This window comes from Silvimonas soli, assembly GCF_030035605.1.
GTDB lineage: Bacteria > Pseudomonadota > Gammaproteobacteria > Burkholderiales > Chitinibacteraceae > Silvimonas > Silvimonas soli.
In genome coordinates this window covers 2912355-2933439 of sequence record NZ_CP106736.1, presented here as the reverse complement: position 1 = coordinate 2933439, position 21085 = coordinate 2912355, and the positions used below count along the sequence as shown (strand labels likewise).

General features: G+C 56.9%; 21 protein-coding genes and 1 pseudogene. 4 read left to right on the top strand and 18 right to left on the bottom strand.

Annotated features, from left to right (window positions below; genetic code table 11):
- Position 1: 1 nt before the first annotated feature.
- From N7220_RS13405 to N7220_RS13395, 3 genes are all read right to left on the bottom strand, one after another.
- Positions 2-325, bottom strand: coding sequence for an STAS domain-containing protein (locus N7220_RS13405; RefSeq protein ID WP_283148029.1), 324 nt, complete (start codon positions 323-325; stop codon positions 2-4).
- Between the two features lie 9 nt (positions 326-334).
- Positions 335-703, bottom strand: a complete 369-nt coding sequence (locus N7220_RS13400) for a response regulator (protein WP_283148028.1) — start codon at positions 701-703, stop codon at positions 335-337.
- 69 nt (positions 704-772) lie between these two features.
- On the bottom strand, positions 773-1894 hold the full coding sequence (locus N7220_RS13395; RefSeq protein ID WP_283148027.1) for a methyl-accepting chemotaxis protein: 1122 nt from the start codon (positions 1892-1894) through the stop codon (positions 773-775).
- A gap of 596 nt (positions 1895-2490) precedes the next feature.
- Between N7220_RS13395 and N7220_RS13390 the strand changes: the two genes are divergently transcribed.
- Complete coding sequence (locus N7220_RS13390) at positions 2491-3576, top strand: CAP domain-containing protein (protein ID WP_283148026.1); 1086 nt, start codon at positions 2491-2493, stop codon at positions 3574-3576.
- A gap of 41 nt (positions 3577-3617) precedes the next feature.
- Here N7220_RS13390 and N7220_RS13385 read toward each other — a convergent pair whose 3' ends face one another.
- The 8 genes from N7220_RS13385 to N7220_RS13350 all read right to left on the bottom strand — a co-directional run bounded on the left by N7220_RS13385 (position 3618) and on the right by N7220_RS13350 (position 9636).
- Positions 3618-5237 (bottom strand): methyl-accepting chemotaxis protein, encoded by a 1620-nt coding sequence (locus tag N7220_RS13385; protein ID WP_283148025.1) that lies wholly within the window; start codon positions 5235-5237, stop codon positions 3618-3620.
- 221 nt (positions 5238-5458) lie between these two features.
- Complete coding sequence (locus N7220_RS13380) at positions 5459-5992, bottom strand: GrpB family protein (RefSeq protein WP_283148024.1); 534 nt, start codon at positions 5990-5992, stop codon at positions 5459-5461.
- A 133-nt stretch (positions 5993-6125) separates the two neighbouring features.
- Positions 6126-6536, bottom strand: a complete 411-nt coding sequence (locus tag N7220_RS13375) for a nuclear transport factor 2 family protein (RefSeq protein WP_283148023.1) — start codon at positions 6534-6536, stop codon at positions 6126-6128.
- On the bottom strand, positions 6529-6870 hold the full coding sequence (locus N7220_RS13370; protein WP_283148022.1) for an FKBP-type peptidyl-prolyl cis-trans isomerase: 342 nt from the start codon (positions 6868-6870) through the stop codon (positions 6529-6531). Before N7220_RS13370 ends, N7220_RS13375 begins: the two co-directional genes overlap by 8 nt.
- Positions 6871-6930: 60 nt before the next feature.
- Positions 6931-7800: an HDOD domain-containing protein gene (locus tag N7220_RS13365; protein ID WP_283148021.1), complete on the bottom strand. Its 870-nt coding sequence runs from the start codon at positions 7798-7800 to the stop codon at positions 6931-6933.
- A 261-nt stretch (positions 7801-8061) separates the two neighbouring features.
- Positions 8062-8271 (bottom strand): DUF7661 family protein, encoded by a 210-nt coding sequence (locus tag N7220_RS13360; RefSeq protein ID WP_283148020.1) that lies wholly within the window; start codon positions 8269-8271, stop codon positions 8062-8064.
- 53 nt (positions 8272-8324) lie between these two features.
- On the bottom strand, positions 8325-8945 hold the full coding sequence (gene ypfH / locus N7220_RS13355; RefSeq protein ID WP_283148019.1) for an esterase: 621 nt from the start codon (positions 8943-8945) through the stop codon (positions 8325-8327).
- Positions 8946-9063: 118 nt separating this feature from the next.
- Entirely contained in the window at positions 9064-9636 is a 573-nt protein-coding gene (locus tag N7220_RS13350; RefSeq protein WP_283148018.1) for a flavodoxin family protein, read from the bottom strand.
- Positions 9637-9915: 279 nt separating this feature from the next.
- Between N7220_RS13350 and N7220_RS13345 the strand changes: the two genes are divergently transcribed.
- The 3 genes from N7220_RS13345 to N7220_RS13335 all read left to right on the top strand — a co-directional run bounded on the left by N7220_RS13345 (position 9916) and on the right by N7220_RS13335 (position 14231).
- Positions 9916-11310, top strand: coding sequence for an FAD-containing oxidoreductase (locus tag N7220_RS13345; protein WP_283148017.1), 1395 nt, complete (start codon positions 9916-9918; stop codon positions 11308-11310).
- Between the two features lie 233 nt (positions 11311-11543).
- Entirely contained in the window at positions 11544-12875 is a 1332-nt protein-coding gene (locus N7220_RS13340; protein ID WP_283148016.1) for an alkaline phosphatase family protein, read from the top strand.
- A gap of 87 nt (positions 12876-12962) precedes the next feature.
- On the top strand, positions 12963-14231 hold the full coding sequence (locus N7220_RS13335; protein WP_283148015.1) for a cytochrome-c peroxidase: 1269 nt from the start codon (positions 12963-12965) through the stop codon (positions 14229-14231).
- Between the two features lie 103 nt (positions 14232-14334).
- Here N7220_RS13335 and N7220_RS13330 read toward each other — a convergent pair whose 3' ends face one another.
- From N7220_RS13330 to N7220_RS13300, 7 genes and pseudogenes are all read right to left on the bottom strand, one after another.
- Complete coding sequence (locus N7220_RS13330; protein ID WP_283148014.1) at positions 14335-14853, bottom strand: hypothetical protein; 519 nt, start codon at positions 14851-14853, stop codon at positions 14335-14337.
- A 136-nt stretch (positions 14854-14989) separates the two neighbouring features.
- Positions 14990-15142 (bottom strand): hypothetical protein, encoded by a 153-nt coding sequence (locus tag N7220_RS13325; RefSeq protein ID WP_283148013.1) that lies wholly within the window; start codon positions 15140-15142, stop codon positions 14990-14992.
- Positions 15143-15477: 335 nt separating this feature from the next.
- The gene (locus tag N7220_RS13320) at positions 15478-16050 is read right to left on the bottom strand and encodes a hypothetical protein (protein ID WP_283148012.1); all 573 of its coding nucleotides are present in this window, start codon (positions 16048-16050) and stop codon (positions 15478-15480) included.
- Between the two features lie 3 nt (positions 16051-16053).
- Positions 16054-16320 (bottom strand): annotated as a pseudogene (locus N7220_RS13315) (methyl-accepting chemotaxis protein); the annotation flags it as partial.
- 579 nt (positions 16321-16899) lie between these two features.
- A complete protein-coding gene (locus N7220_RS13310) occupies positions 16900-17265 on the bottom strand; it encodes a response regulator (RefSeq protein WP_283148011.1) in 366 nt (121 codons plus the stop codon).
- A 69-nt stretch (positions 17266-17334) separates the two neighbouring features.
- On the bottom strand, positions 17335-19722 hold the full coding sequence (locus N7220_RS13305; protein WP_283148010.1) for a HAMP domain-containing protein: 2388 nt from the start codon (positions 19720-19722) through the stop codon (positions 17335-17337).
- Positions 19723-20147: 425 nt separating this feature from the next.
- A complete protein-coding gene (locus N7220_RS13300; RefSeq protein ID WP_283148009.1) occupies positions 20148-20774 on the bottom strand; it encodes an MlaC/ttg2D family ABC transporter substrate-binding protein in 627 nt (208 codons plus the stop codon).
- Positions 20775-21085: the final 311 nt, after the last annotated feature.

The following is a 21085-nucleotide window of genomic DNA, read 5'->3' as shown; positions in this document are numbered from 1 at the left end:
CTCAGCCCTCCTCAACCAGCACAGTCGGCCCGGCCAGCAGGCGGTCGGCCACATTCAGCAATTGCGCCACCGCCATGAATTGCGGACTGGGCTGTGTGCAGATCACCGTTTTGTCCTGGCGGCGGGCTTCTTGCTGCAAGGCCAATAACAACTGAATGCCGGTGCTATCGATTTCCTCAACGCTGGATAGATCGATTTCCAGTGCCGGTTCGGGCAGCGCCAGCGCCTGCAGCAAGGTATCTTTGAGTTCAGCCGCCCGGAAAATGGTGATCTCACCTTCAAATTTGCAGGTGGCAACTGGCCCGGCGGAGTCCACTGGCGTCATCGCTGGCTCTTAAGCCATGATCAGTTTGGAGACGGCATCGAGCAGCACCGGCGGCTGAAACGGCTTGATCACCCACGCCCTTACTCCCGCCGCCCGACCTTCGGCCTTCTTGGTTTCGTCGCCTTCGGTGGTGAGCATGATGATCGGCGTGAACTTGTAGTTGGGCAGCAACTTGGCCGCTTTGACAAAGCTGATGCCATCCATGTTGGGCATGTTCACGTCAGAGATGATCAGATTGAATTTACGGCCATCGAGTTTGGTCAGCGCGTCTTTACCATCGACCGCTTCCACCACGTCGTAGCCAGCACTTTTCAGGGCGATACCCAATGTCTGGCGCAAGCTGAAAGAGTCATCGACGATGAGGATGGTCTTGGCCATGAAGAGGTCCTTGGGAGAAGGTCAGTCAATGTAATCAGGGGGTTCAGTGGCCGGATTAACCGGGCCAGGCTAAAAGAACTCAATGGACGATGACGAGGCCGCCGCCGCATTCGCTTGCTGCCCGTGATGCACAGAGCGCTGTTCCAGCGTGGTGTAAGAGCGCTCCAGTTCGGCCAGCCATGCGCGCTGTTCTGGCAGCAATTGCTGGCCTTGCAACAGGCTGGCGAGCTTTTGCATATCCAGCGTGACGTGTTCCAGAATCTGGCTGATGCGATCCTGAAACTGCAAATTAACCAGCACTTCCTGCACTTCTTGTTCCACCGAGCGGCTTTCGGCCTCCAGTTGCCCCACCGTACCCGCCAGTTGCTCGGCGGCTTGCTGGAAGTTCTCCACCACGCCGGTAATGACATGCTGCGAGTTGGCAATCATCACGGCTTCTTCTTTGGAGATTTCGCTGGCGGAGTGCAGCGCGGCTTCGATGGTGTGATTGATGGATTCAATCTTGGTGGCAATGCGCTTGCCGGTGTCGCCCGACATATTGGACAGCTTGCGTACTTCATCGGCCACCACCGCAAATCCGCGCCCAGCCTCACCGGCACGCGCGGCTTCAATGGCAGCATTCAGTGCCAGCAGATTGGTTTGCCCGGCAATTTGCGCCACGTCAGCGGCCATTTTCTGGAGTTCGGCGTTGAATTCGCCCAGACCTTCTATTTCATGCAGCAGCAATTCACGCGCGTGCAGCACTTGTTCCAGCGCACGCACAATGCCATCCAGTTGGGTGCGGGATTCATCGATCATGCGCACCATGGCGCCGCCGCCACTGGCCGATGCCAGCTCAACCGTACCGCCGAGACGTTGGTTGATTCCGGCAAAGCGCACCACCAGGTTATCTACGGCCTCGCGGGTTTGGCCCCGCGCCAGCTCGATATTGCGGCACCACAACGGCACCACACCGGTGACCAGATCAGGCAATTGGGCATAACGGGTGAGTTCGGAATCAACCTGGACAATGGGTTCCAGGCTGCGAACCTCACGCGCGGCCAGGCTGGATAGCTGGCTGACCAGCAGCCAGGCTAGTGCGCCAACCACTAGCCCGAGTATCAAGCCGTACCACCAGATACTGGCGATCAAACAGCTCACGGCCAGATTGATCAGACCGAGCGCCAATAATGCGATGTGCTGTTGTTTCACCTTGCCCCCCTTTCTGCACCAGACCCAGCTCCGTCGGACCAATTTGCGCCTTGGCGGCGGCAACACTGGTGACTGATCTACATCGATCACGAACACGCTGGCACGCCGTAATTAGTGCGCGGTTGATTGCGCAACCAGACTCCTGCAGCAGACATCATCCGTAAGCCTGAACAGGAAAACTCAATCAGCGCATCATGGTTTTGTAATTTTGTACGGCAGTATTTATGAGAGTAATCAGGCGCGCTGATAAAGCAAGGAACACCGGTAAATATTGTTTCCAGCCGCCCATTGAGCAACAAGTAAGCCAATGAAATAAATCGATAAAAAAGCATCTACCGACGTCTACCGCTGGTCCTGATTGCAGTAATTGAAACTAGCAAGCCAGCTGCGAACCAACAAGCTGCAGACATCACGGCGTATCGCTTTTGCTGACACGCGTTAAAAGTTAGTCACCATTTTCTGCGGATCAGGTAAAGCGGCTTGCCCCATTTCTTGTGCCACCTGAAGACGGATTTGAAGCCCACCAATCATCACCGACGTCAGGCCTGGCGACGCGCGGCATTTACTATGGCGCCCAAACCAGAACCGGATACATGATGAAATATTCAACGCCCTTTGTGCCGACCCGATCCGCTCGACAATCCCGCCAACTGGCTTTGGCTTTAACCCTGCAAACTACTTTGTTGCTCGCCGCTTGCGGCGGCGGTGGTGGTTCGGATTCAACAACTTCGACGCCGACAGCCACGCCGACGCCAGTACCCGTTGCAACGCCCACGCCAACACCAACGCCTGTGGGCAATGCCAGCGGTACCGCTTTCGCCCCGATCGATACCAGCAACCGGGCCGAGGTCATCGCACGGTATCAGGATTCGTTTTTGCCATTGCAGCAAACCGCTTTCAGCTGGACCGGCAATGTCGGCAGTTGCCTGGCTGGCGACACGCCCCTGGCCTATAAAAACGCCGAAGTCCGCCTGCTGAATTATTACCGCGCCATGGCCGGTGAAAGCGGCAATGTCACCTTGTCCTTGCCGCTGGCCGCCAAGGCGCAGCAAGCCGCACTGATGATGGACGCCAACAGCGCGCTCAATCACTCGCCACCCACCAGCTGGACTTGTTACACCGCAGATGGCGCCACTGCCGCCGGTAGTTCCAATCTGGCGCTCGGCTCGCCCACATTGAATAGCGGCATTGGCGGCCCGGGCTTGTACATCAAGGATTCCGGCGTCAGTTCGCTGGGGCATCGGCGCTGGGTACTGTATTCGCGTCTGGCCATCGTCGGGCCTGGCGATACCCCACGTGCCAACGCGCTGTGGGTGCTCGGCAATGATGGCCCGGCAGTGACGCTTGCGAATGGCGTGGCGTGGCCACCGGCTGGTTACGTCCCGGTAGACAGCCACATTGCTGATCCCGCTATGCAATGGTCGTTTTCTTATCCAGGCGCCGATTTCTCGGCGGCGACCGTCACGGTGCAAGATGATGCGGGCAATCCAGTGGCTTTGACCGGTGTCGGCCAATTACCCAATGGTTACGGTGACAACACCCTGAGCTGGTCGCTAAGCACTTCCGCCAGCGGCTGGTCACGCTTGCCTGCCGACACCAAACTGAGCGTGAGCATCGCCAATGTCATGATCGGCGGCAGCACGCGCAGCTTCAGTTACGCCGTGACTTTTGTGCAGCCCTGAGCTCCCTGGGCGCTTGTCTGGCCTGAGCGGATGATCCCGACTCAGGCTGGCACCAGGCGATAACGGCCAATTTCGGCGGTCAGGCGCGCCACAATAAGCTTGAGTTCGTCCGCCGATCTGGCTGTACTTTGTGCCGCCTCGCTGTTTTGTTCGGTCATTTGTGCGACCGATTCAACCTGATTGGCGATGACATTGCTGGCGGTGCTTTGCTCGGCAATGGCATTGGTGATCTGCCCGACCAAATCCACCGCCACGCTGGATGACTCGCGGATGGTGGCGATTGAGCTTTCTGCCTGCGCCGCACGGCCTACGGCTGAACGGGCAACTTCAACTGCACCAGACATCTGTTTGTTGGCATCCAGACTGGTGTCCTTCATCTGCTGAATGATCTTGCCAATTTCTACGGTCGAAGATGCTGTGCGTTCGGCCAGTTTGCGCACTTCATCGGCCACCACGGCAAAACCACGACCCGCGTCACCCGCACGGGCGGCTTCAATGGCCGCGTTCAGCGCCAGCAAATTGGTCTGCTCGGCCACATCCTTGATGACCTTGAGCACTGAGTCGACCTGCAAGCTGCTGCCTTCTACTTCTTCGACCTTGGTGGCGACGGTTTCAATGGTGCGCTGAACTTCGCGGATGTCGCTGGTGGTCTGGCCGATAACCCGCTCGCCTTCAGATGCCAGTTCGCCCGAGCGTGACGACGCATTGGCCGCCTGGCGAGCCTGATCTGCCACGTGGTTGATACTGACGGTGACCTCTTCGACCGCCGCAGCCATATTGCTGGCCGCGTCACTTTGCCGGCGGGAACTGGTGGCAACCTCGTTGGCAGTGCCAGACATGGTACTGGCCATGGTGGACACCTCGCCGGTGGCAAAGAGAATTTGCTGCATGCTGCGTTCAACCGTCTCGAGCAAGTGATTGACTGCGGTGACCGTCTGCCCAATTTCGTCTTTTGAGGTGGCGGGCGAGCGCTTGGTGAAATCCAGACTTTGCGAGATGTCTTGCAGCAAAGTACGCAAGCTGGAAACCGGTCCGGTAATGCCGCGATACAACCAGATGCCAATGCCCAAGACCGCGAGAATGGTCACCAGGCTGACCATAATCAGCGTGATCCTCGATGCCGAAATAGTGCTGTACGCCGCCTGCTTGGCTTGCTCACCCAGCCCGTCGTTGTATTTGGTCCACGCATCCAGACCATCGTCCAGTTGTTTGTCCAGTGGCAGCACTTGTTCAGTCAGTAGTTGCCGGGCTTTGTCAGCCTGCCCCCCCTTAGCCAACGCCATGTATTGGTCCACGCCACCCAGCCAGCGGTTGAACAACGCCAGGTTGGCCTCCAGCATACCCTTGTCTTTCTCATCCGAGATCATGCTGTCATTGTACTTTTTGAAAAGCGCGGCCACCTGGGTGCGCAGTTCCGTCACGTGCGCATCCTGCGCCTGTTGGCCGCCGTCTTGCCGCAGCAATTCTTCTACAGCCAGTTTGGTACGACTGATGTTGAGCTGAATGGCAGCGATGGTGGCTTCGCTGGGTAGCGTGTTATCGGCAATGTCTTGCAGATTGCCCGTGAGACGGCTGAAAGAAACAAAAGCACAGGCGGCGAGCACCACCAGGCCAATCACGGCAAGGGCAAGAAGAGACGCAATGCGGGTGCTGATATTCATGAGCCTGCTCCTGGCATATCTGATTTTTGTAATGCGCATGCTCAAACCCGACGACACGTGACATATGACTGCAAGTCGTGGCGAGAGAGAACAGGCGTTGCAAGGGCGGCTGACGTTCGGTTTTGCACCGTTATTGCTGCAATCTAGCAGGTGGATGGCGTTCGCACCTGGAATCCGGAGTGGCACATTCTGGAGGGCTAGCCCGGAGGGGGTGTCGGTGCTTAGCTGCCCAGCACTGTCCGGACAAACTCGCCTTTGGCATCGGTATAGGCCTCGCGGTCATCGCCGAACTGCTGCGCCAGTTGCGTCTTGAGCGCGGCGTATTGCGCGGCGAGTTGGGGGTCATGGCGCAGTGTGTCGCGAAACTGCAGACGCTCTTGCCATTGAGTCGAGCTGTACACGACCACATGCAAATGGTGGGTACGCACGCCTTCAGACCAGCGCATGAACCATTGCCGATCGGTGAGTGAAGCGTTGAATTGCGCGGAGGTGGTGTAGCCGGCGTTGCACAGCGGCCCGTTCAGTCCCACCGCGACCGGCATGGGCTCGACTCCGGCGAGGATGTCGATCACCGGTTTGGCGAGCATATTGGGGATGGCCGTGCTGCCGATGTGCTGGATATCGAGGAATACCGGGCCGAACAGCTGGCTTAGCCGTTCCTGCTCCCGGGCAAACAATAGCGGCCAGTTGGGGTCATAAGGCACCAGCGCCACCTGCTGATTGATGGCCTGGTGCAATGACTCTTCGGGCGTCATTGCTGTTGTTCAAACCACTTTGGATTGCAGCGCACCGACGCCCAGGACAGCGCTTCCAGCCAGACTAGCAGCGCCAGGACGCGAACGGCAAACAGGAGTGTCATCTGGCATTTCCGGGATTACGATCAACCCGTCACACTACCAGCCCGCTATGCGCGGCGACAACTCGCCAGGCCGTGCGGTCGGCAGTCAAGGCCCAAACCCGCGTAAACCGGAAATCACCATTGGCCGGTTGACCCGCGTAAATCCCGGCTATCTGGGCGCGCACCGACACCACGCCCATATCGCCGTGCGTGTGCACCTGCTGCTCGCTCAGGGTGAGCGTATGAATCTGTAATTGTCCCGAACGGTGGGCATCCAGATCATCTTGCAGGCTGACCCGCTGGCCCAGATGATTGGTAAAAATCAGCTCGGGCGCCAGTAGCGCTTCGAGCGTGGCGATGTCGGAGTCGAGCATGGCCTGGCGCAATTGTTCTTCTGCCGCCAGAATCTGCGTCTGCGCCACTTGCTGCATGACATTAATGGATTCGGCAGGCTCAGTCATCGCGAGTCAGCACTTCGAGCAATTCAATTTCAAAAACCAGATTCGAATTGGGCGTGATATGCGTCCCGATCTGCCTTTCGCCATAGGCCAGATGGGCTGGTACAAACAACTTGCGCTTGCCGCCCACCCTCATGCCCATCAAGCCTTGATCCCAGCCCTTGATTACGCGACCGGTGCCAATCACGCACTGAAACGGCTGACCACGCTCGTACGACGAATCAAAACAGGTGCCATCTTCCAGAAACCCGCTGTACTGCGTGGTAATCAGCGCGCCCTTGACCGCCGCCTTGCCGTCACCCACGGTGATATCTTCAATTTGTAATTCAGTGCTCATTCAACAAGTTCCGTTCTTCGTTTGTATTGCCCGCGCAATCCATTCACGTGTGGCGCAAGCCTACCAGGTGCTCAAGATTTCTTCGCAGGCCGCATCCATTTCCGGTTTGAGATCCACGTATTTGGGATCTGCCAACTCGTCGGGCAAGTGTAGATCGGGAGTATCGAGCTTGTTCATTTCGCCAAAACCGTCCGCAAACAGGTTAGCGACATAGACCGCGTCCGAAAGCGTGCGCAGGTTTTCCACCCGGTTGCGCGGGAAATCGTGATCTGCCACGGCCTCCACCACCTCGGCTGGCAGGCCCAACGCGTCCAGCAAAATCACACCAATGCTTTCATGCCATTGCGCCACAAGGTACTTCACCGAGTCCGGGCGTTCGACCAGTTCTGGATAACGTGCGGCGTGATGCAGGATATAAAACGCACCCAGATCGTGTACCAGACCGGCCAGAAATGCGGTGTCGGCATTCAACCGCACATTCAACCGCTGCACCAGCAGCTTGGCAATGACCGCCGTTTTCAGACTGTGAGCCAGGATTTCGCGAGAAAACGCTTCAAAAGGCGAAACCTCTTTGGATTGCGACATTTGCTCCATGGCACAGGCCAGCGCCAAAGCCCGCGTCGCTTCCATGCCGACCCGCAACAGCGCCGTGTGCAAATCGACGGTGGTAGCATTGGTCGGGTTATACGTCACCGAATTAGCCAGTTTCAGCAACTTGGTGGTTACCAACGGGTCTTTTTGTACTTCAACGGCAATTTTCTGGATTGATGCAGAATTACTGCGCATCACCAAACTGATTTTGGCGGTAATTTCAAAGCAAACCGGAAAAACAATATTCCCGCCCATGTCATTGGCAATGCGTTCCAGAATATGAAAACGCTGCTCATTGAGCTTTTGGCCAGCCAAATCCGGAGATTGATGTTCAGACATGATGGTAAAAATGGGCCTCCAACAAGATGGCTGTATTCTAGTTCAACGGGCGCGAGGGTGCAGCCGCAATTGGCCAGCCCCGCTGGTTCTGTCCGCAACAAAACCACAATGCACGGCGTTTGGCATGAATACAGCGGCAAAAGCCTCGGCAACATCCGCTTTGAATCTGCTTTTTTTGTGCCGTGTTGCCCAAACAATGTGCAGGCGTATTTAAGCGAATACTAATAAAAAAATATCTGCGTTTGGGCTGTAACTTCAGCGTTAGGGCATTAATACAATATCGCGCGATCCATCGGCCACTTCATGAAACATGTCATTCAGAAACAAGGTGATTTCACTTTCGGGCAAATCGGCCGGAATCACGATTTTGTGATCTGCCAGCAATGTGCCAACGCCTGGGCGATAAATAGCCCATTGGTTTTGCTCGCGCCGTATTTCCAGCTGGAATCTGCCGTAGATATCGAATCTCACTGAAAAACACCAAGGCAAATAGCGAATTGACCGGCCCGCCATGAACCGCGCTGTTAGCTGGTCAATCGCTGTAGCAAATGCGCCAGTACCTCACCGTTTACGCCATGGCCAAGGCCTGAAATCAGGTCCAGCGTAACCTCGGCGCCCAGGTCATTCAATTGTCGGGCAGCTTGCTCGGCTTGCTGATACGGCATGATGGCATCGGCTGTACCGTGGATCAAATGCAGTTTGACGCCTGACGCCGCAGACCGTGGCGGCAGGGCAAAACGGCCGGACAAAGCAATGACGCGATCAGCGATGGGTGTCGCCAGCTGAGTTGATTCCAGCACCATAATGGCACCTTGCGAGAATCCGACCAGCACCGTGGCGGTCGCGTTAACCCCAGCTTGCGTTTGCCAATGCTTAACGTGGTCGACAAAAACCGGTAGCGCCTCCGCCACCCGCGCCGGGCGGTTTTCTTCGGTGACGCCGCGCACTGAAAACCACTGATAACCACTCCCCAGATCGGATGCGTGGGATGCTTGCACGCTGACAACAAACGCCTGCGCAAACCGGGCTGCCAACTGTTCACCCAACGGCACCATATGTTCCGGACTGGCGCCAACGCCGTGAAACAACAAAATCAGTTGCGTGGCCGAGCCTTGCGGTTGCTGGATGATGATTGAACTGTTCATTCGCTTTTCACTGGATATTCATCGTTGCCGGTATGGACAGCCCACCCCGGCGACCAAAAAGCGGGGCGGTGCAATTTTCGCACCGTACCCCGCTCATACTCAGACTGATTACTGCGGATTACTTCAGACGCGCTGCAAACTCGGCGACGCGCTTGCCCAAGAGGCGCGCGGTTTCCAGATCACCAGCGCGCGGTGCTTCGTCCGGCGAAGCATCCGCTGGCGAAATAGCCAGCGCACCGCCAGAGCCGGCAGTCCAGTTCACATCGTTCGGGCCATGGGCCTTGGTGTTGGCTGGCATCAAACCGGTGCCGACCCAGACTTGCCCGTGCTGCTGCGACAACGTCCAGAAATAGGTAATGGTAGAAAACTTGTCGCCGTTCACCGAGGCGGAGTTGGTAAAGCCAGCGGCAACCTTGTTTTTCCAGGCTTGGGTAAACCATGGTTTGGATGAAGCATCGGCAAATTTCTTGAACTGCCATGCCGGGCCGCCCATATAGGTCGGGCTGCCATAAATGATGGCATCCGCCGCGCTGATGGCTTCAAATGCCCCCTCAGGCAAATCACCATTGGCATCAATCTGATACAGCGTGGCTTGCGCGCCGTCAGCCGAATCCGCACCTTCGTGTACTGCTTGCGCCTGCTTGGCGGTGTGGCCGTAGCCGCTGAAAAACACAATGGCAATCTTCGTCATGGGTAACCTTCCTGGTCATAAGAAAAGGGGAATAAACGCGGTTTGAAGCGGGCATTGCACAGACAAGACAGCACGAACCCGAGCCACAAACACACCACCCGGATCGGGACGCCAGCCGCCACTATAGGATGGAAAAGTGATGGGGAGAAGTACACGACTGGTCTAGTCAACACGTGACAGCGCCGCTGGCGGCAACGCGGCTTTCTTCCCCGGTGGCATCGTCTATGCTCACAAAGCCCGTCGCCGCTTGTGCTGACGCTCGCCACAGGAAAACCAGTCATGCCCGATCAGTTTGATGCAATTGTCATTGGCACCGGCCAAGGCGGTTCGCCGCTGGCAGTGCGGCTGGGCGCCAGCGGGCGCAAAACCGCGGTAATCGAGCGGGCGACGTTTGGTGGCACCTGCGTTAATGTTGGCTGCACGCCGACCAAAAGCTACGTTGCGAGCGCTCGCGCCGCGCATGTCGCACGCCATGCCGCCGCGCTGGGTGTCGATATCTCCGGCACGATCAGTGTTGATCTGGCGCGGGTCAAAGCACGTAAAGACCAGATCATCGGCCAGTCGCGCGATGGCGTAGAAAAATGGCTGCGCACCGCAGACAACGTGACGATTTTCAACGGTCACGCCCGCTTTACCAGTGCCAATACGCTGAGCATCAGCAACGCGAATGGCCAGATAACCCAAGAGCTGCAAGCCAGCGAGATTTTCATCAATACCGGCACGCGTTCGATGGTGCCGCCGGTAGCTGGCCTGGAACATATCCGCTACCACACCAACGCAACGTTGCTGGAATTAACTGACTTGCCTGAGCATCTGGTCATTGTCGGCAGCAGTTATATTGCGCTGGAGTTTGCGCAGATCTTCCGGCGTTTTGGCAGCCGCGTTACGGTGTTGGTGCGCGGCGAACGCGTGCTGGGGCGAGAAGATGAAGATTTGGCGTTGATCATCCAAAGCGTATTGCAGCGCGAAGGCGTCAATTTTCTGTTCAACGCTGACCTCGCCCGCGTTGACCCGCTGCCTGACGATGGCGTGCGCCTGACTTTGCAGAACGCCAACGAGCCGCTGGATGCCTCACATTTGCTGTTTGCCACTGGCCGCCAACCCAACACGGACGATCTGGGCCTGGCCGCGGCTGGCATCACCACCAACAAGCAGGGTTTGATCACCGTGGATGGCCAGCTACGCACATCCGTGCCCGGCATCTGGGCGATTGGTGACGTCAACGGGCGCGGCGCCTTCACCCATACCTCATATGATGACTTCCAGATCGTGGCCGCCAACTTGCTGGATGGCCGCCCACGCAGTGTCGACTCACGGATCATGGCTTATGCGGTGTTTGTTGACCCGCCACTGGCGCGCGTCGGGATGTCCGAAGCCGATGTGCGCAAAAGCGGCCGCGACGCCTTGATCGCTACCATGCCCATGTCACGCGTCGGCCGCGCCCGTGAACGCGGCGAAACCGACGGCATGATGAAAGTGCTGGTCGATGCCCAAACCCGCCAGATCATTGGCGCAGGCATTCTGGGGATTGAAGGCGACGAAGCCATCCATAGCATCATCGACATCATGACCGCTGGCGCGCCCTACCCTACGCTGCAATACGCGCTGCATATCCACCCGACCATCAGCGAGCTGGTGCCCACTTTGCTGGATGGGCTAAAGCCACTGGTTTGAGTTCACCGACCCGCGGGGTGGCTGCTGCCTTGACCAGTGGCAGCGGCACCCTCCCTTCCTGATTACCCCCACCACTCGTTGCAGTGAATCTCACTTGGGCGTGCCTGGTTGCACCCCCCACTGCAACCTTGGCTTCATAAAAAATACATACATGTATGTTCTGATGCAGCAGCGACCAGCGCCGTCTCGAGCGTTGGCGTGAACCCAAAAAACTGGATCAGGGAACATCAATAATGAAATCAAGATCGAACCGGTGGCTTGCCGCATTACTCGGCTCGTTTATCGTCATGGGCGCGATGGTGGGCTGTAATAGCGGTAGCAGCGATAGCAGCAGCACGCCGACAGCGACCCCAACACCTACTGCAGCCCCGACGCCGACTCCTGCGCCGACCATCAGCAGCAGCATCAAGCACGTCTTTGTGATTACGCTGGAAAACGAAAACTACACCACCACCTTCGGTGCGAGCAGCCCGGCAACCTATCTATCGCAGACTCTGCCGACCCAGGGCGCGTTGTTGACCCAGTACTTCGGCACCGGCCACGTCAGTCTGGATAACTACATCGCCATGATCTCGGGTCAGGCAGGCAATCCGGATACCAATACCGACTGCCAGACCTACAGCGACTTCGCGCAAACCGGCACCGATGCTGATGGCCAGGCCATCGGCCACGGTTGCGTTTACCCCGCCACAGTCAAAACCCTGCCTGACCAGTTGAAAGCAGCCAATCTGACCTGGCACGGTTACATGGAAGACATGGGTAACGATCCATCCCGTGAATCCGCAACCTGTGGCCATCCGGTGATTGGCACACAAGACATGACGCAAAGCCCGGAAGCGTCCAGCGTGGCCGTGGCCAATGGCGACCAGTACGCGACACGTCACAATCCGTTTGCGTATTTCCACTCGATCATTGATTCGTCTGATTGCGCGGCCAATGTGGTGGAACTGGCTCATCTGCAGACCGATCTGCAGTCGATCTCGACCACTTCCAACTTCAACTTCATTACGCCTAACCTGTGCCATGACGGCCACGATGGCGGCGGCGGCAGCTCCGGCACCTGCGTCACCGGTGAGACTGGCGGTCTGGTTTCCGCCGATGCCTTCCTGAAGAAATGGGTGCCGATCATCATGGCGTCGCCAGCCTTCAAGCAAGACGGTTTGCTGATCATCAACTTTGACGAAAGCTCGGCAGCGACCAGCACCACAGTCATGACCAGCGCCACTACGGGCACGTTGACCGCGATCTACACCGGCGCAACCTGCTGCGGCCAGAAACCAGGCCCGAACCTGGCGTCTTACCCGCAAACGCAAGCGCTGGGTTCGTATCTGACTCACGGCATTACCTTCCAGGTCAACATTACCTACAACAGCTTTGGTGGTGACAACACCGGTGCGGTTCTGCTGTCGCCGTTCATCAAGGGCGGCACGGTGACCAGCACTGGCTACAACCACTATTCGATGCTGCGCACGATTGAAGACATCTTCCAGCTGGGTCATCTGGGATATGCCGGGCAAACCGGGCTGGCCAGTTTTGGCAGCGACATCTTCACCAATCTGCATTGATTGATGGCTGATTGATCTCTTATTGACCTTTACACCGAACCGCGCCGGCAAGATGAGCGCGGTTCGGTGCTTTCACCCCAAAGCACAATGAATCCCCTCATCCAACGTAAAGCCTGGCTGTTGCTACTGGTGGCTGGCGTGGCCAGCGCCACTGCCCTGGTCACCACCAGCCACACCCAGCCCACTGCCAGCCAGCCGCAAAGCGCGGTGAGTACAACCCCTAAACAATGGCCAGGTGCAGCCGACCTGGGCAAACAACTGTTTTTTGATCGCAGCTTGTCGGCATCTGGCCAGCAAGCATGCGCCTCTTGCCACTCTGCCAGTCAGGCCTACGGCCCGCCCAATGCGCTCTCGGTACAACCTGGCGGCCCGGATATGCAACACCAGGGCATGCGGGCAGTGCCGACACTGCGTTACGTGTTGAATCGCACACCGGCATGGCATGTGGAATCGCCATCCAGCCTGATGGAAAGACTGGAATCGCAGGAACTACCGCCAACGGGCGGCTTCACCTGGGATGGCCGCTTTGACGCCTTGCATGACCAGGCCGCCTTTCCCCTGCTAAACCCGGATGAAATGGCCAATACCTCGCCAGCTGATTTCGCCGCGCGTTTGCGCCGTAGCCCCAATGCCGCCGCATTCAAAAAAGTGTTTGGCGAGCAGGCATTGAAAGGCGATCAGGACGCCCTGCACTTTGCCGGTGTCGCCTTGGCGCAATTCCAGCTGAACGACGCGAGTTTTCATCCCTACAGCAGCAAGTTCGATGCCTGGATGGATGGCAAAGCCACGCTCACCCACCAGGAACTGCACGGCAAGCAATTGTTTGATGACCCCAAAAGCGGCAACTGCGCTTCTTGCCACTTTGATACCAAAGGGGCAGATGGCACTCACCCGCTGTTTACCGATTATCAATTTGAAGTATTGGGCGTACCGCGCAACAGCAAGCTGGCAGTGAACCGTGATCCAAAGTTTTTTGACATGGGCCTGTGCGGGCCGCTGCGTCAGGATCAAAGCAAGCAAAAAACCTGGTGCGGCATGTTCCGCACGCCTACTTTGCGCAACGTTGCTACGCGCCAGGTGTTCTTTCACAATGGCCAGTATCACGACCTGAAAACCGCGCTGCAGTTTTACGTACAGCGCGACACCCAGCCGCAACGCTGGTATCCGGTACACAAGGGCAAGATCGACAAGTTCAACGATCTGCCTACCGCATTACGCGACAACGTCGATACCAACGACGAACCACTGACGCGCAAGCGTGGCGGCAATCCAGCGTGGAACGACCAGCAGATTGACGATGTCATCGCCTTTCTCAAAACGCTGAACGATGCGGATGCCCAGATGGCGAAAAAATAAGCACTCATTTGAACTGGAGCCACCAATAAAAACAGCCCCGACACATAGTCCGGGGCTGTTTTTATTGGTGGCCGACACAAGTCAGCACCAGTTCAATCCTCAATTATTTGGCGGGTTGCTTTGGCGCAGCAGTTTTGTCTGTCTTGGCCAGGGCTTCCGGTTTTTCAGCTGCAGGGCGCCCGGTTTTGATGTTCTCAATTTTGCCCAGCAAAGTTTTAAGGCGAGCCACCGGCAAGGCTTCCAGCGCATGCAGGCCAGCGCGCAGCAGTTCACTCTTCTTGACGTGAATACCCAGTTCCAGGCTTTTCTTTTTCAGTTCAGCCAGCTTGGCGTAGTCCGATTCCGGAATGGTGTAGCTATCGCGGATGACCTTGGGTTTCTTCTTTTTCTTGCTGGTTTCCACCACCACCACCTCAACTGGCGCAGCTGCAACCTTTTTGGCTACCGGAGCAGCAGCGACCTTCTTCGCGACTGGCGTGGCAGCAGCTTTTTTGGCGGCTGGTGCGGCAGAAGCAGAAGTTTCGGATTTGGCAGAGAGCGGACGGCGGCGGGGAGTAGCGGCGGGTTTGGCGGGTGCGGTTGCGACTTCGGTCACTGGAACATTTACTGCGGCTTTCTTCATGGCGCCCTCAACTTTTTGATAAAAATAATATATACAGTATATATAGTTTTATCAGAAACACGACACCATCCTTACGGCACTTGGCAATAATGCCTTCGGCCCTGCGCGCGCCGATTCTCAGGACGCAGGACTGGATTTACTTCCTGGGTTCGTCTTGCGGCATCAGCCAGGCAAATCCGGCCGGGTTACGCTGCTCAAAGGTCTGGCGGCGTTTTTTCTTGGGCAATTCCGGCGCGGCGGCAGGCCGGCGGGAGTTGGCTGGCACGATGGTCCTGGATAGATCATTCATGGTCATGTCCTAGCGTTGTTCATGCTCAAACGAAAAGAATCGAGGTGATTATGCTGCAGCACCACAAAGATTAAAAACAGCAAAAACTGATGTGCCCGCATTCTCTGGCCGCGCTGGCAGCGCCCCGACCAGTGGTCGATTTGTCGTCTTTTTTCAGTGCATTCCACACCCTTCCGCCGGCGCGCAGTCGTTGCGGGGGAGCGCGAAATGGCAAAAAAAACCGCCCTTGCAGGCGGCTTCTGAGTGACATCGTGCTTCATCTATAAGTATGTGGTGCGCTTGTTACGCGGTGACTACGCTTTCAACTTGCATGACTTGATAGACGCCGGTGGTGATCAAAACAACTCCAGCTCGCCCGATTCCGCTTCTTCTAGCTGGGTTTCTTCTACCGAGAAATCCACCTCGGTATCAGCCGCACAGCACAAACAGATCGTGACATTGAAGCGCACGGTTTTGTTGACCGTTACCGCAAAGGCCTGTGTGGCCGAAGGGTTGATCTCGGCCAGATACTGCGCGCAACTACGTTCAAGAATAAATGGCGTGGACATGCCCGCATGGCGAAAACTGCTGCACACGCTGCGGTTCACCGTGCCGCAAATCATGTTCACCAACTCCGAACACGCATCGTGCAACGCCTGGCCGCTCAAGGTGCTCTCGTTACTACGCACCAGGCGCGCCAGATGCGCCGTGCTGGCCTGGTCAGTGCCGAAATCAAACAGCGCGACAATACGAAACAGGTAAGACGAAATATTGAGCACCACCAGCAGCCCTTTGCCATCTTTCGATGGCGCTGGCGCCTGGGCCACATAGTCAACCACGCACGCTTCAGCAGCATCGGCCCGGGCGTGGTTCTGGATGGCGGTTTCAAATAACCCGTTGATGGCGGTGACAGCTTTTGCGGTAAACATAAATTAGCCGGTCACTTCCATGGTGGCGTGAATCTTGTCCGCCGTGGCCCGCAGGCCGAACACCGCGTTGCGGATCATGTTGCCGCTGGCTTGCATGTCCTGGAATGTGGTGGTGGTGATCAAATCGTTTTTATCCAGATTCTGCTGGTACTGACGAGCCACGTCCGAGGAGGTCAGCGCCAGATTGCGTACGCCATCAGCCACCACCGCAAAACCGCGCCCATGCTCGCCTGCACGAGCCGCCTCGATAGCGGCATTGAGCGCCAGCATCACTACGTTTTTGACGATGCGGGCAAACTCTTCGTTTTGCGCTTTCAGATGGCGGTTGTTGGCCAGAATGCCTTGCAGTTCGTCATGCCACCGTTCCACCACCTTGACGATTCCCAGCAATGACTCGATATCCTGCTTGAGCGTGGCGTGTTCATCCGCCAGCGCCATGTGCAGGCGCTCGTATTGCGTGGCATGGTCGCGTTGCGTTTGCACCAGCCATTGGTCGCGCTCGGCGAGCGCTTGCTGTGCGGCAACGTCCAGCGCCACGGCGTGGGCCGCACCTTGCTCGGCCAATTGCTGCGTCAGACGGTTGATCTCGTCACGCAGCGGGCGCAACTGCTCATCCAGCACGGCAGCAGTTGGCCGCTGTTCCAGTTCGGTCAGACGCCGCGCCTGGGCGCGTTGCAGCAGATCAAAATCGCGCTGATGTGTGTGCGCACGCAACCAGAATACGGCGGCGCCACAGATAAAGCCCACCGCCGTAAACGCCACGCCATAAAGCCATACATTCATTGAAAACTTGTTCCTTGATACCGCAGCGCAGATCGGTGCGCCGCGGGTTTAACGGCCAGCAAACGATCAGCTCGCCAGCTTTTTAAATGTCGCCACCACCGAAGCGCCATTGAATGGCTTCACAATCCAGCCCTTGATACCAGCCGCTTTACCGCGCTCTTTCATCACCGGGCTGTTTTCGGTGGTCAGCATGATGATGTTGACCGCGCTGTTTTTCAGATCGCCACGAATCTTCTCGGCCATGGTCAGGCCATCCATATTGGGCATGTTGACGTCGCTGACAATCAACTTGATGCCGCTGTCGGCCTTGAGCTTGTCCAGACCATCTTTGCCGTCTACCGCAACGGCCACGGTCAGCCCGCTGGATTTGAGAAACTCGCTGACTTCATTGCGAACGGTGCTTGAATCGTCGACGACCAGTACTTGTGCCATTGGATTATTTCCAGGTAAGAGAGGCGCCCACCTGCGGCGCCTCGATTAAATTGAAGATTGGGTAAACGGTTAAACCAGCGCGGCTTGCGCCGGTACTGCAGCGGCGTGAATCAACACCGGCGCCACCGGAGCGTCGATATGCACGGCAAACGACTCCGGCAACGCAACCACGGTGGCAAACTGCCGAAAATCGGCGCCCTCGGCTTGATCGACAAACTGGATGCGAATATCGCCGCGCTCGCGTTTGATAAAGTCCTGCACCGCATCCATGCCCACGCCACGCCCGGAAATTTCGGTCACTTTGTCGGCAGTGGAGAACCCCGGATGGAAGATCAGTTGTGCGGTTTGTTCGTCATTGAGCGTGACATCTGTGGCAATCAAACCTTTCTGCATGGCAGTGGCCCGAATCCGCGCCAGCGCCAGACCGCGACCATCGTCCTGCAAGGCGATCTGCAGCTTGCCGTCGGTCACAGCCAGTTTGAGCGCCAGCGTCCCCGCCGCCGCTTTGCCCTGCGCCAAGCGGGTTGATTGATCTTCCAGACCGTGATCGAGCGCATTGCGCATCAGATGCATAAACACGTTTTTCAACAGATAAGCCGCATGCGCCGGGATGGCATAGCCTTCATCTTCAATCCTGATTTGCGGGACAGCTTTGCCCAACTCGGTGGCCAGCGCCGGTAGCGAGTCCAGCACACCAGCCAGCGTTTGCGCCAGCGGTTCAGTACCGAGCAAACGCAAGGTCTTGCGCACGGCATCGCGGGCGGCGACCAGTTCATGCAGATTGTTGGTATTGATGTTTTCCAGGCGACGCAGCGTTTCCTGAATCTGGTGTTTATCGACCATCACATAACGCTCGGCCTGATCGTTGCGACCGGAACCCTTGCGACCCAGACTCACTTCATTGATGCGCGCATATTGCGTCACCGTGGCGCGCACCTGTGCCAGTTCATCCAGCAGTTGTTGCTGATCCCACACGATGGCAGCGTGCGGTTTGCGTAGTTGTTCGTAGCTTTGTTCAGCCAGATGCACCACGTTGGTCAGATGATGCAGGCCGTAGGTGCGCGCATTGCCCTTGATGGTGTGCATGTTGCGGAACAACTGCGCCACCACGTGTTCGGTCATCGCCTGCGATTCGCGAATCAATATCTCATTTTCATCGGCAAAGCGGATGGTGCCGATGATGAACTCATGGAATTTGTCCTGACTCACTGCCAGCACTTCGCCAATCATTTCCAGTTCACGCCGCTGGTCGTTGGCTTCTGCCGCCAGTTGGCGCAGTTCGGTCACGTCACGCACGCACAGCATCAGGCGCACTGTGGTGTCGTTTTCGTCAGTGATCGGCGACCAGTTCAGATCCAGAATCTTGACCTTGCCGTTAGGCATGGTCTTTTCGATTTCGCCCACCATCAAGTGCTGGTTGAACTCAAAATTCATCACATCTTCGTCAATACACGCGCCCCAGATGGCGTTCACTTGCGACAGCGCATCGGCACCCAGATTGGTATGGGTAAACAGCACATCCATGACGTCGCGCCCGGCAATGTCGGCGGTTTCGAGGATGGTGCTGAGGTAAGCGGAGTATTCCGGATGAATCTTCTGATCTGCGGTGACGGTCAGAATCCCCTGCGGCATGTTCTGCAGCATGGACTGGATGTCGTTGGTTTTCTGGCGCAGCAAGACCGAGCTTTGTTGAATCTGCTCGATCATGACGTTAAACGCGGTCATGGACTGGCCAATTTCATCCTTGCGCTCAACCGGCAGGCGTTGGGTGAAATCCTGGCTGGCAGCGATGCCGCTCATCATGGATTGCATCTGGCCAATCGGGCGGGCGATCTGGCGATACAACAAGATGCCAATTGCGGTCAGCACAATCACGGCCAGCGCAGTCACCACAGAAATGGTCGATACCGTGCGCGCCAGGTTCTGGTTCAGGCCAGAAATGGCGGCGTCTTTGGTGCGGTTTTTTTCTACCCGCAGGGTCTCGACAATTTGTTCCAGCTCGCCCTGATACTGCGCGACGCTGGCAAACAACGATGCTGCGGCCACGTCTTGCTGCCCGGCCGCCTTGAATTTGGCGGTGTCATCAATAGCGCCAAAGTAGCTGGCCATGCTTTGCGTGGCCTGCTGCACCAGCGCTTTCTGGGTGTCGCTATTAGCTTGCTGGCGTTGCAATTCCAGGCTCTTTTGCAGGAGTGCCTGCTGCTGTTTGAGCTTGTCGGCAGCCTGAGCGGCAACGTTGTCATCAGGCGCAAACACCAGGCTCATGGTGGCTTGCTGTACGTCTTTGAGGCGCGCGACCAGATCCGCCGAGGCCAGCGTGCTGGGCACCACACCTTCAGTCACGATTTTGACTTCAGAAGCATTGGCACGAGACTGAATGATCGCGTAGCCGCCAATCGCCATGATTGCGGCAAAGGTCAGCGCCACAAGCAGGATGATGCGTTGCCGGATAGTCATCTTACTAATCCCTTCTGAGTTTACTTACGAATTCGGCTTTTGTTGCAACTTGCCATCCAGGGCACTGCCGGGCTTGACCCACCAGCCCACTGAATCGTGATCATCAATAAAATTCATACAATTCAATTATATAAATTCTAAAAATCGCCTGTAACACACACGTAACAACATCACGAGGTGTTCATCAGCGCACTATATTAGAGTGTTCTCATTAACCATTTATGGACGAATGCTGACACAAAATTACATTTTCACTGACAAACGGCGATGTTGTTGAGCTCCAGTTCAAGCTGATGACGCGTTGCACGCCGAATGGGGAACAAAAAAAACCGCCCTCGTGGGCGGCTTTTTTTGGGGCTGAACAGTGTGGGTCCGGCCAGATTGGGCAGGTGCCGCTGTTTTACCGCGACATCTGCGCGACCAGGTTATTTCGTGGCATTGCGACTGGCGGCTTTGGCGTTGCTGGCGGCCAACTGCTTGATCAAACCATCTACGCCATCTTTCTGGATAACCGTGCCGAACTGGTTGCGGTGACTATTGATAAAGCTGATGCCCTCGACCGAAATGTCATAGACCTTCCAGCCCGCAGCGGTGTTTTCAAAGTTCAGATCCAGCGCAATGGCTTGCTGGCCAGGCTGGTTCACCACGCTATGCACGGTTTGCTCATCGGCAGAATCACCGGGGCGAGCGCCTTTGACATCAACCTGCGCCCCTTTGTGATTGCTGAGCACGGCCACCCAGGTCCGCACGAGCATGGCGCGAAACTCGGTGGTGAGCGCCTGTTGTTGATCGGGCGTAGCGCTGCGCCAGTAACGCCCCACCGCCAGCGCGGTCATGCGATTGAAATCGGCCAGTGGCACCAACCGGGCATCCGCCAGCGTGTGCTGACGCGCCGGGTCTTGTCCGTTGTCGTTGATGATTTCCAGCACATCCTTGCTCACCCCGCGCACGATGGCTTCAGGAGAAGCCGGATCGGACTCCAGCGCCATGGCAGAAACCGGCAACAAGGCGAGCAGCAAGGCCGCAACAATCCATTGCGTAAAACGAGTCATGTAGGGGTCTCTCTAGTGGGCGGTGGGCCGAGGGTGGGTAGCAAATCTGCCTGGCACGGCAACTTGAAACGTAACAATGCCGCAGTTGCATGACCCTAACATGACCATGTCGACAACGCCTGTGAGGTGTTTTGCCAGAAAATGCGGTGAATTGCCCGGCAATTGCTTCTCGCAGCCGCCGATCTGCCCGTTTCCACCGTAAAACCAGACTCCTCCCATCTGACTTTCTCTATTTCAATCAACACCTTGATTCGTCAAACAATGCCGTTATCATACGAGCACGACCCGGCAGGCAAGCGGGCGTAATAAAC

What these genes read in the sequence shown, in the direction of transcription:
- N7220_RS13345 (WP_283148017.1), top strand. Translation starts at nt 9,916, where the DNA reads ATGCCCGATCAGTTTGATGCAATTGTCATTGGCACCGGCCAAGGCGGT.
- N7220_RS13350 (WP_283148018.1), bottom strand. Translation starts at nt 9,636, where the DNA reads ATGACGAAGATTGCCATTGTGTTTTTCAGCGGCTACGGCCACACCGCC.
- ypfH (WP_283148019.1), bottom strand. Translation starts at nt 8,945, where the DNA reads ATGAACAGTTCAATCATCATCCAGCAACCGCAAGGCTCGGCCACGCAA.
- N7220_RS13370 (WP_283148022.1), bottom strand. Translation starts at nt 6,870, where the DNA reads ATGAGCACTGAATTACAAATTGAAGATATCACCGTGGGTGACGGCAAG.
- N7220_RS13300 (WP_283148009.1), bottom strand. Translation starts at nt 20,774, where the DNA reads ATGACTCGTTTTACGCAATGGATTGTTGCGGCCTTGCTGCTCGCCTTG.
- N7220_RS13335 (WP_283148015.1), top strand. Translation starts at nt 12,963, where the DNA reads ATGAATCCCCTCATCCAACGTAAAGCCTGGCTGTTGCTACTGGTGGCT.
- N7220_RS13330 (WP_283148014.1), bottom strand. Translation starts at nt 14,853, where the DNA reads ATGAAGAAAGCCGCAGTAAATGTTCCAGTGACCGAAGTCGCAACCGCA.
- N7220_RS13400 (WP_283148028.1), bottom strand. Translation starts at nt 703, where the DNA reads ATGGCCAAGACCATCCTCATCGTCGATGACTCTTTCAGCTTGCGCCAG.
- N7220_RS13380 (WP_283148024.1), bottom strand. Translation starts at nt 5,992, where the DNA reads ATGACGCCCGAAGAGTCATTGCACCAGGCCATCAATCAGCAGGTGGCG.
- N7220_RS13385 (WP_283148025.1), bottom strand. Translation starts at nt 5,237, where the DNA reads ATGAATATCAGCACCCGCATTGCGTCTCTTCTTGCCCTTGCCGTGATT.
- N7220_RS13340 (WP_283148016.1), top strand. Translation starts at nt 11,544, where the DNA reads ATGAAATCAAGATCGAACCGGTGGCTTGCCGCATTACTCGGCTCGTTT.
- N7220_RS13310 (WP_283148011.1), bottom strand. Translation starts at nt 17,265, where the DNA reads ATGGCACAAGTACTGGTCGTCGACGATTCAAGCACCGTTCGCAATGAA.
- N7220_RS13365 (WP_283148021.1), bottom strand. Translation starts at nt 7,800, where the DNA reads ATGTCTGAACATCAATCTCCGGATTTGGCTGGCCAAAAGCTCAATGAG.
- N7220_RS13320 (WP_283148012.1), bottom strand. Translation starts at nt 16,050, where the DNA reads ATGTTTACCGCAAAAGCTGTCACCGCCATCAACGGGTTATTTGAAACC.
- N7220_RS13325 (WP_283148013.1), bottom strand. Translation starts at nt 15,142, where the DNA reads ATGAATGATCTATCCAGGACCATCGTGCCAGCCAACTCCCGCCGGCCT.
- N7220_RS13305 (WP_283148010.1), bottom strand. Translation starts at nt 19,722, where the DNA reads ATGACTATCCGGCAACGCATCATCCTGCTTGTGGCGCTGACCTTTGCC.
- N7220_RS13390 (WP_283148026.1), top strand. Translation starts at nt 2,491, where the DNA reads ATGAAATATTCAACGCCCTTTGTGCCGACCCGATCCGCTCGACAATCC.
- N7220_RS13405 (WP_283148029.1), bottom strand. Translation starts at nt 325, where the DNA reads ATGACGCCAGTGGACTCCGCCGGGCCAGTTGCCACCTGCAAATTTGAA.
- N7220_RS13375 (WP_283148023.1), bottom strand. Translation starts at nt 6,536, where the DNA reads ATGACTGAGCCTGCCGAATCCATTAATGTCATGCAGCAAGTGGCGCAG.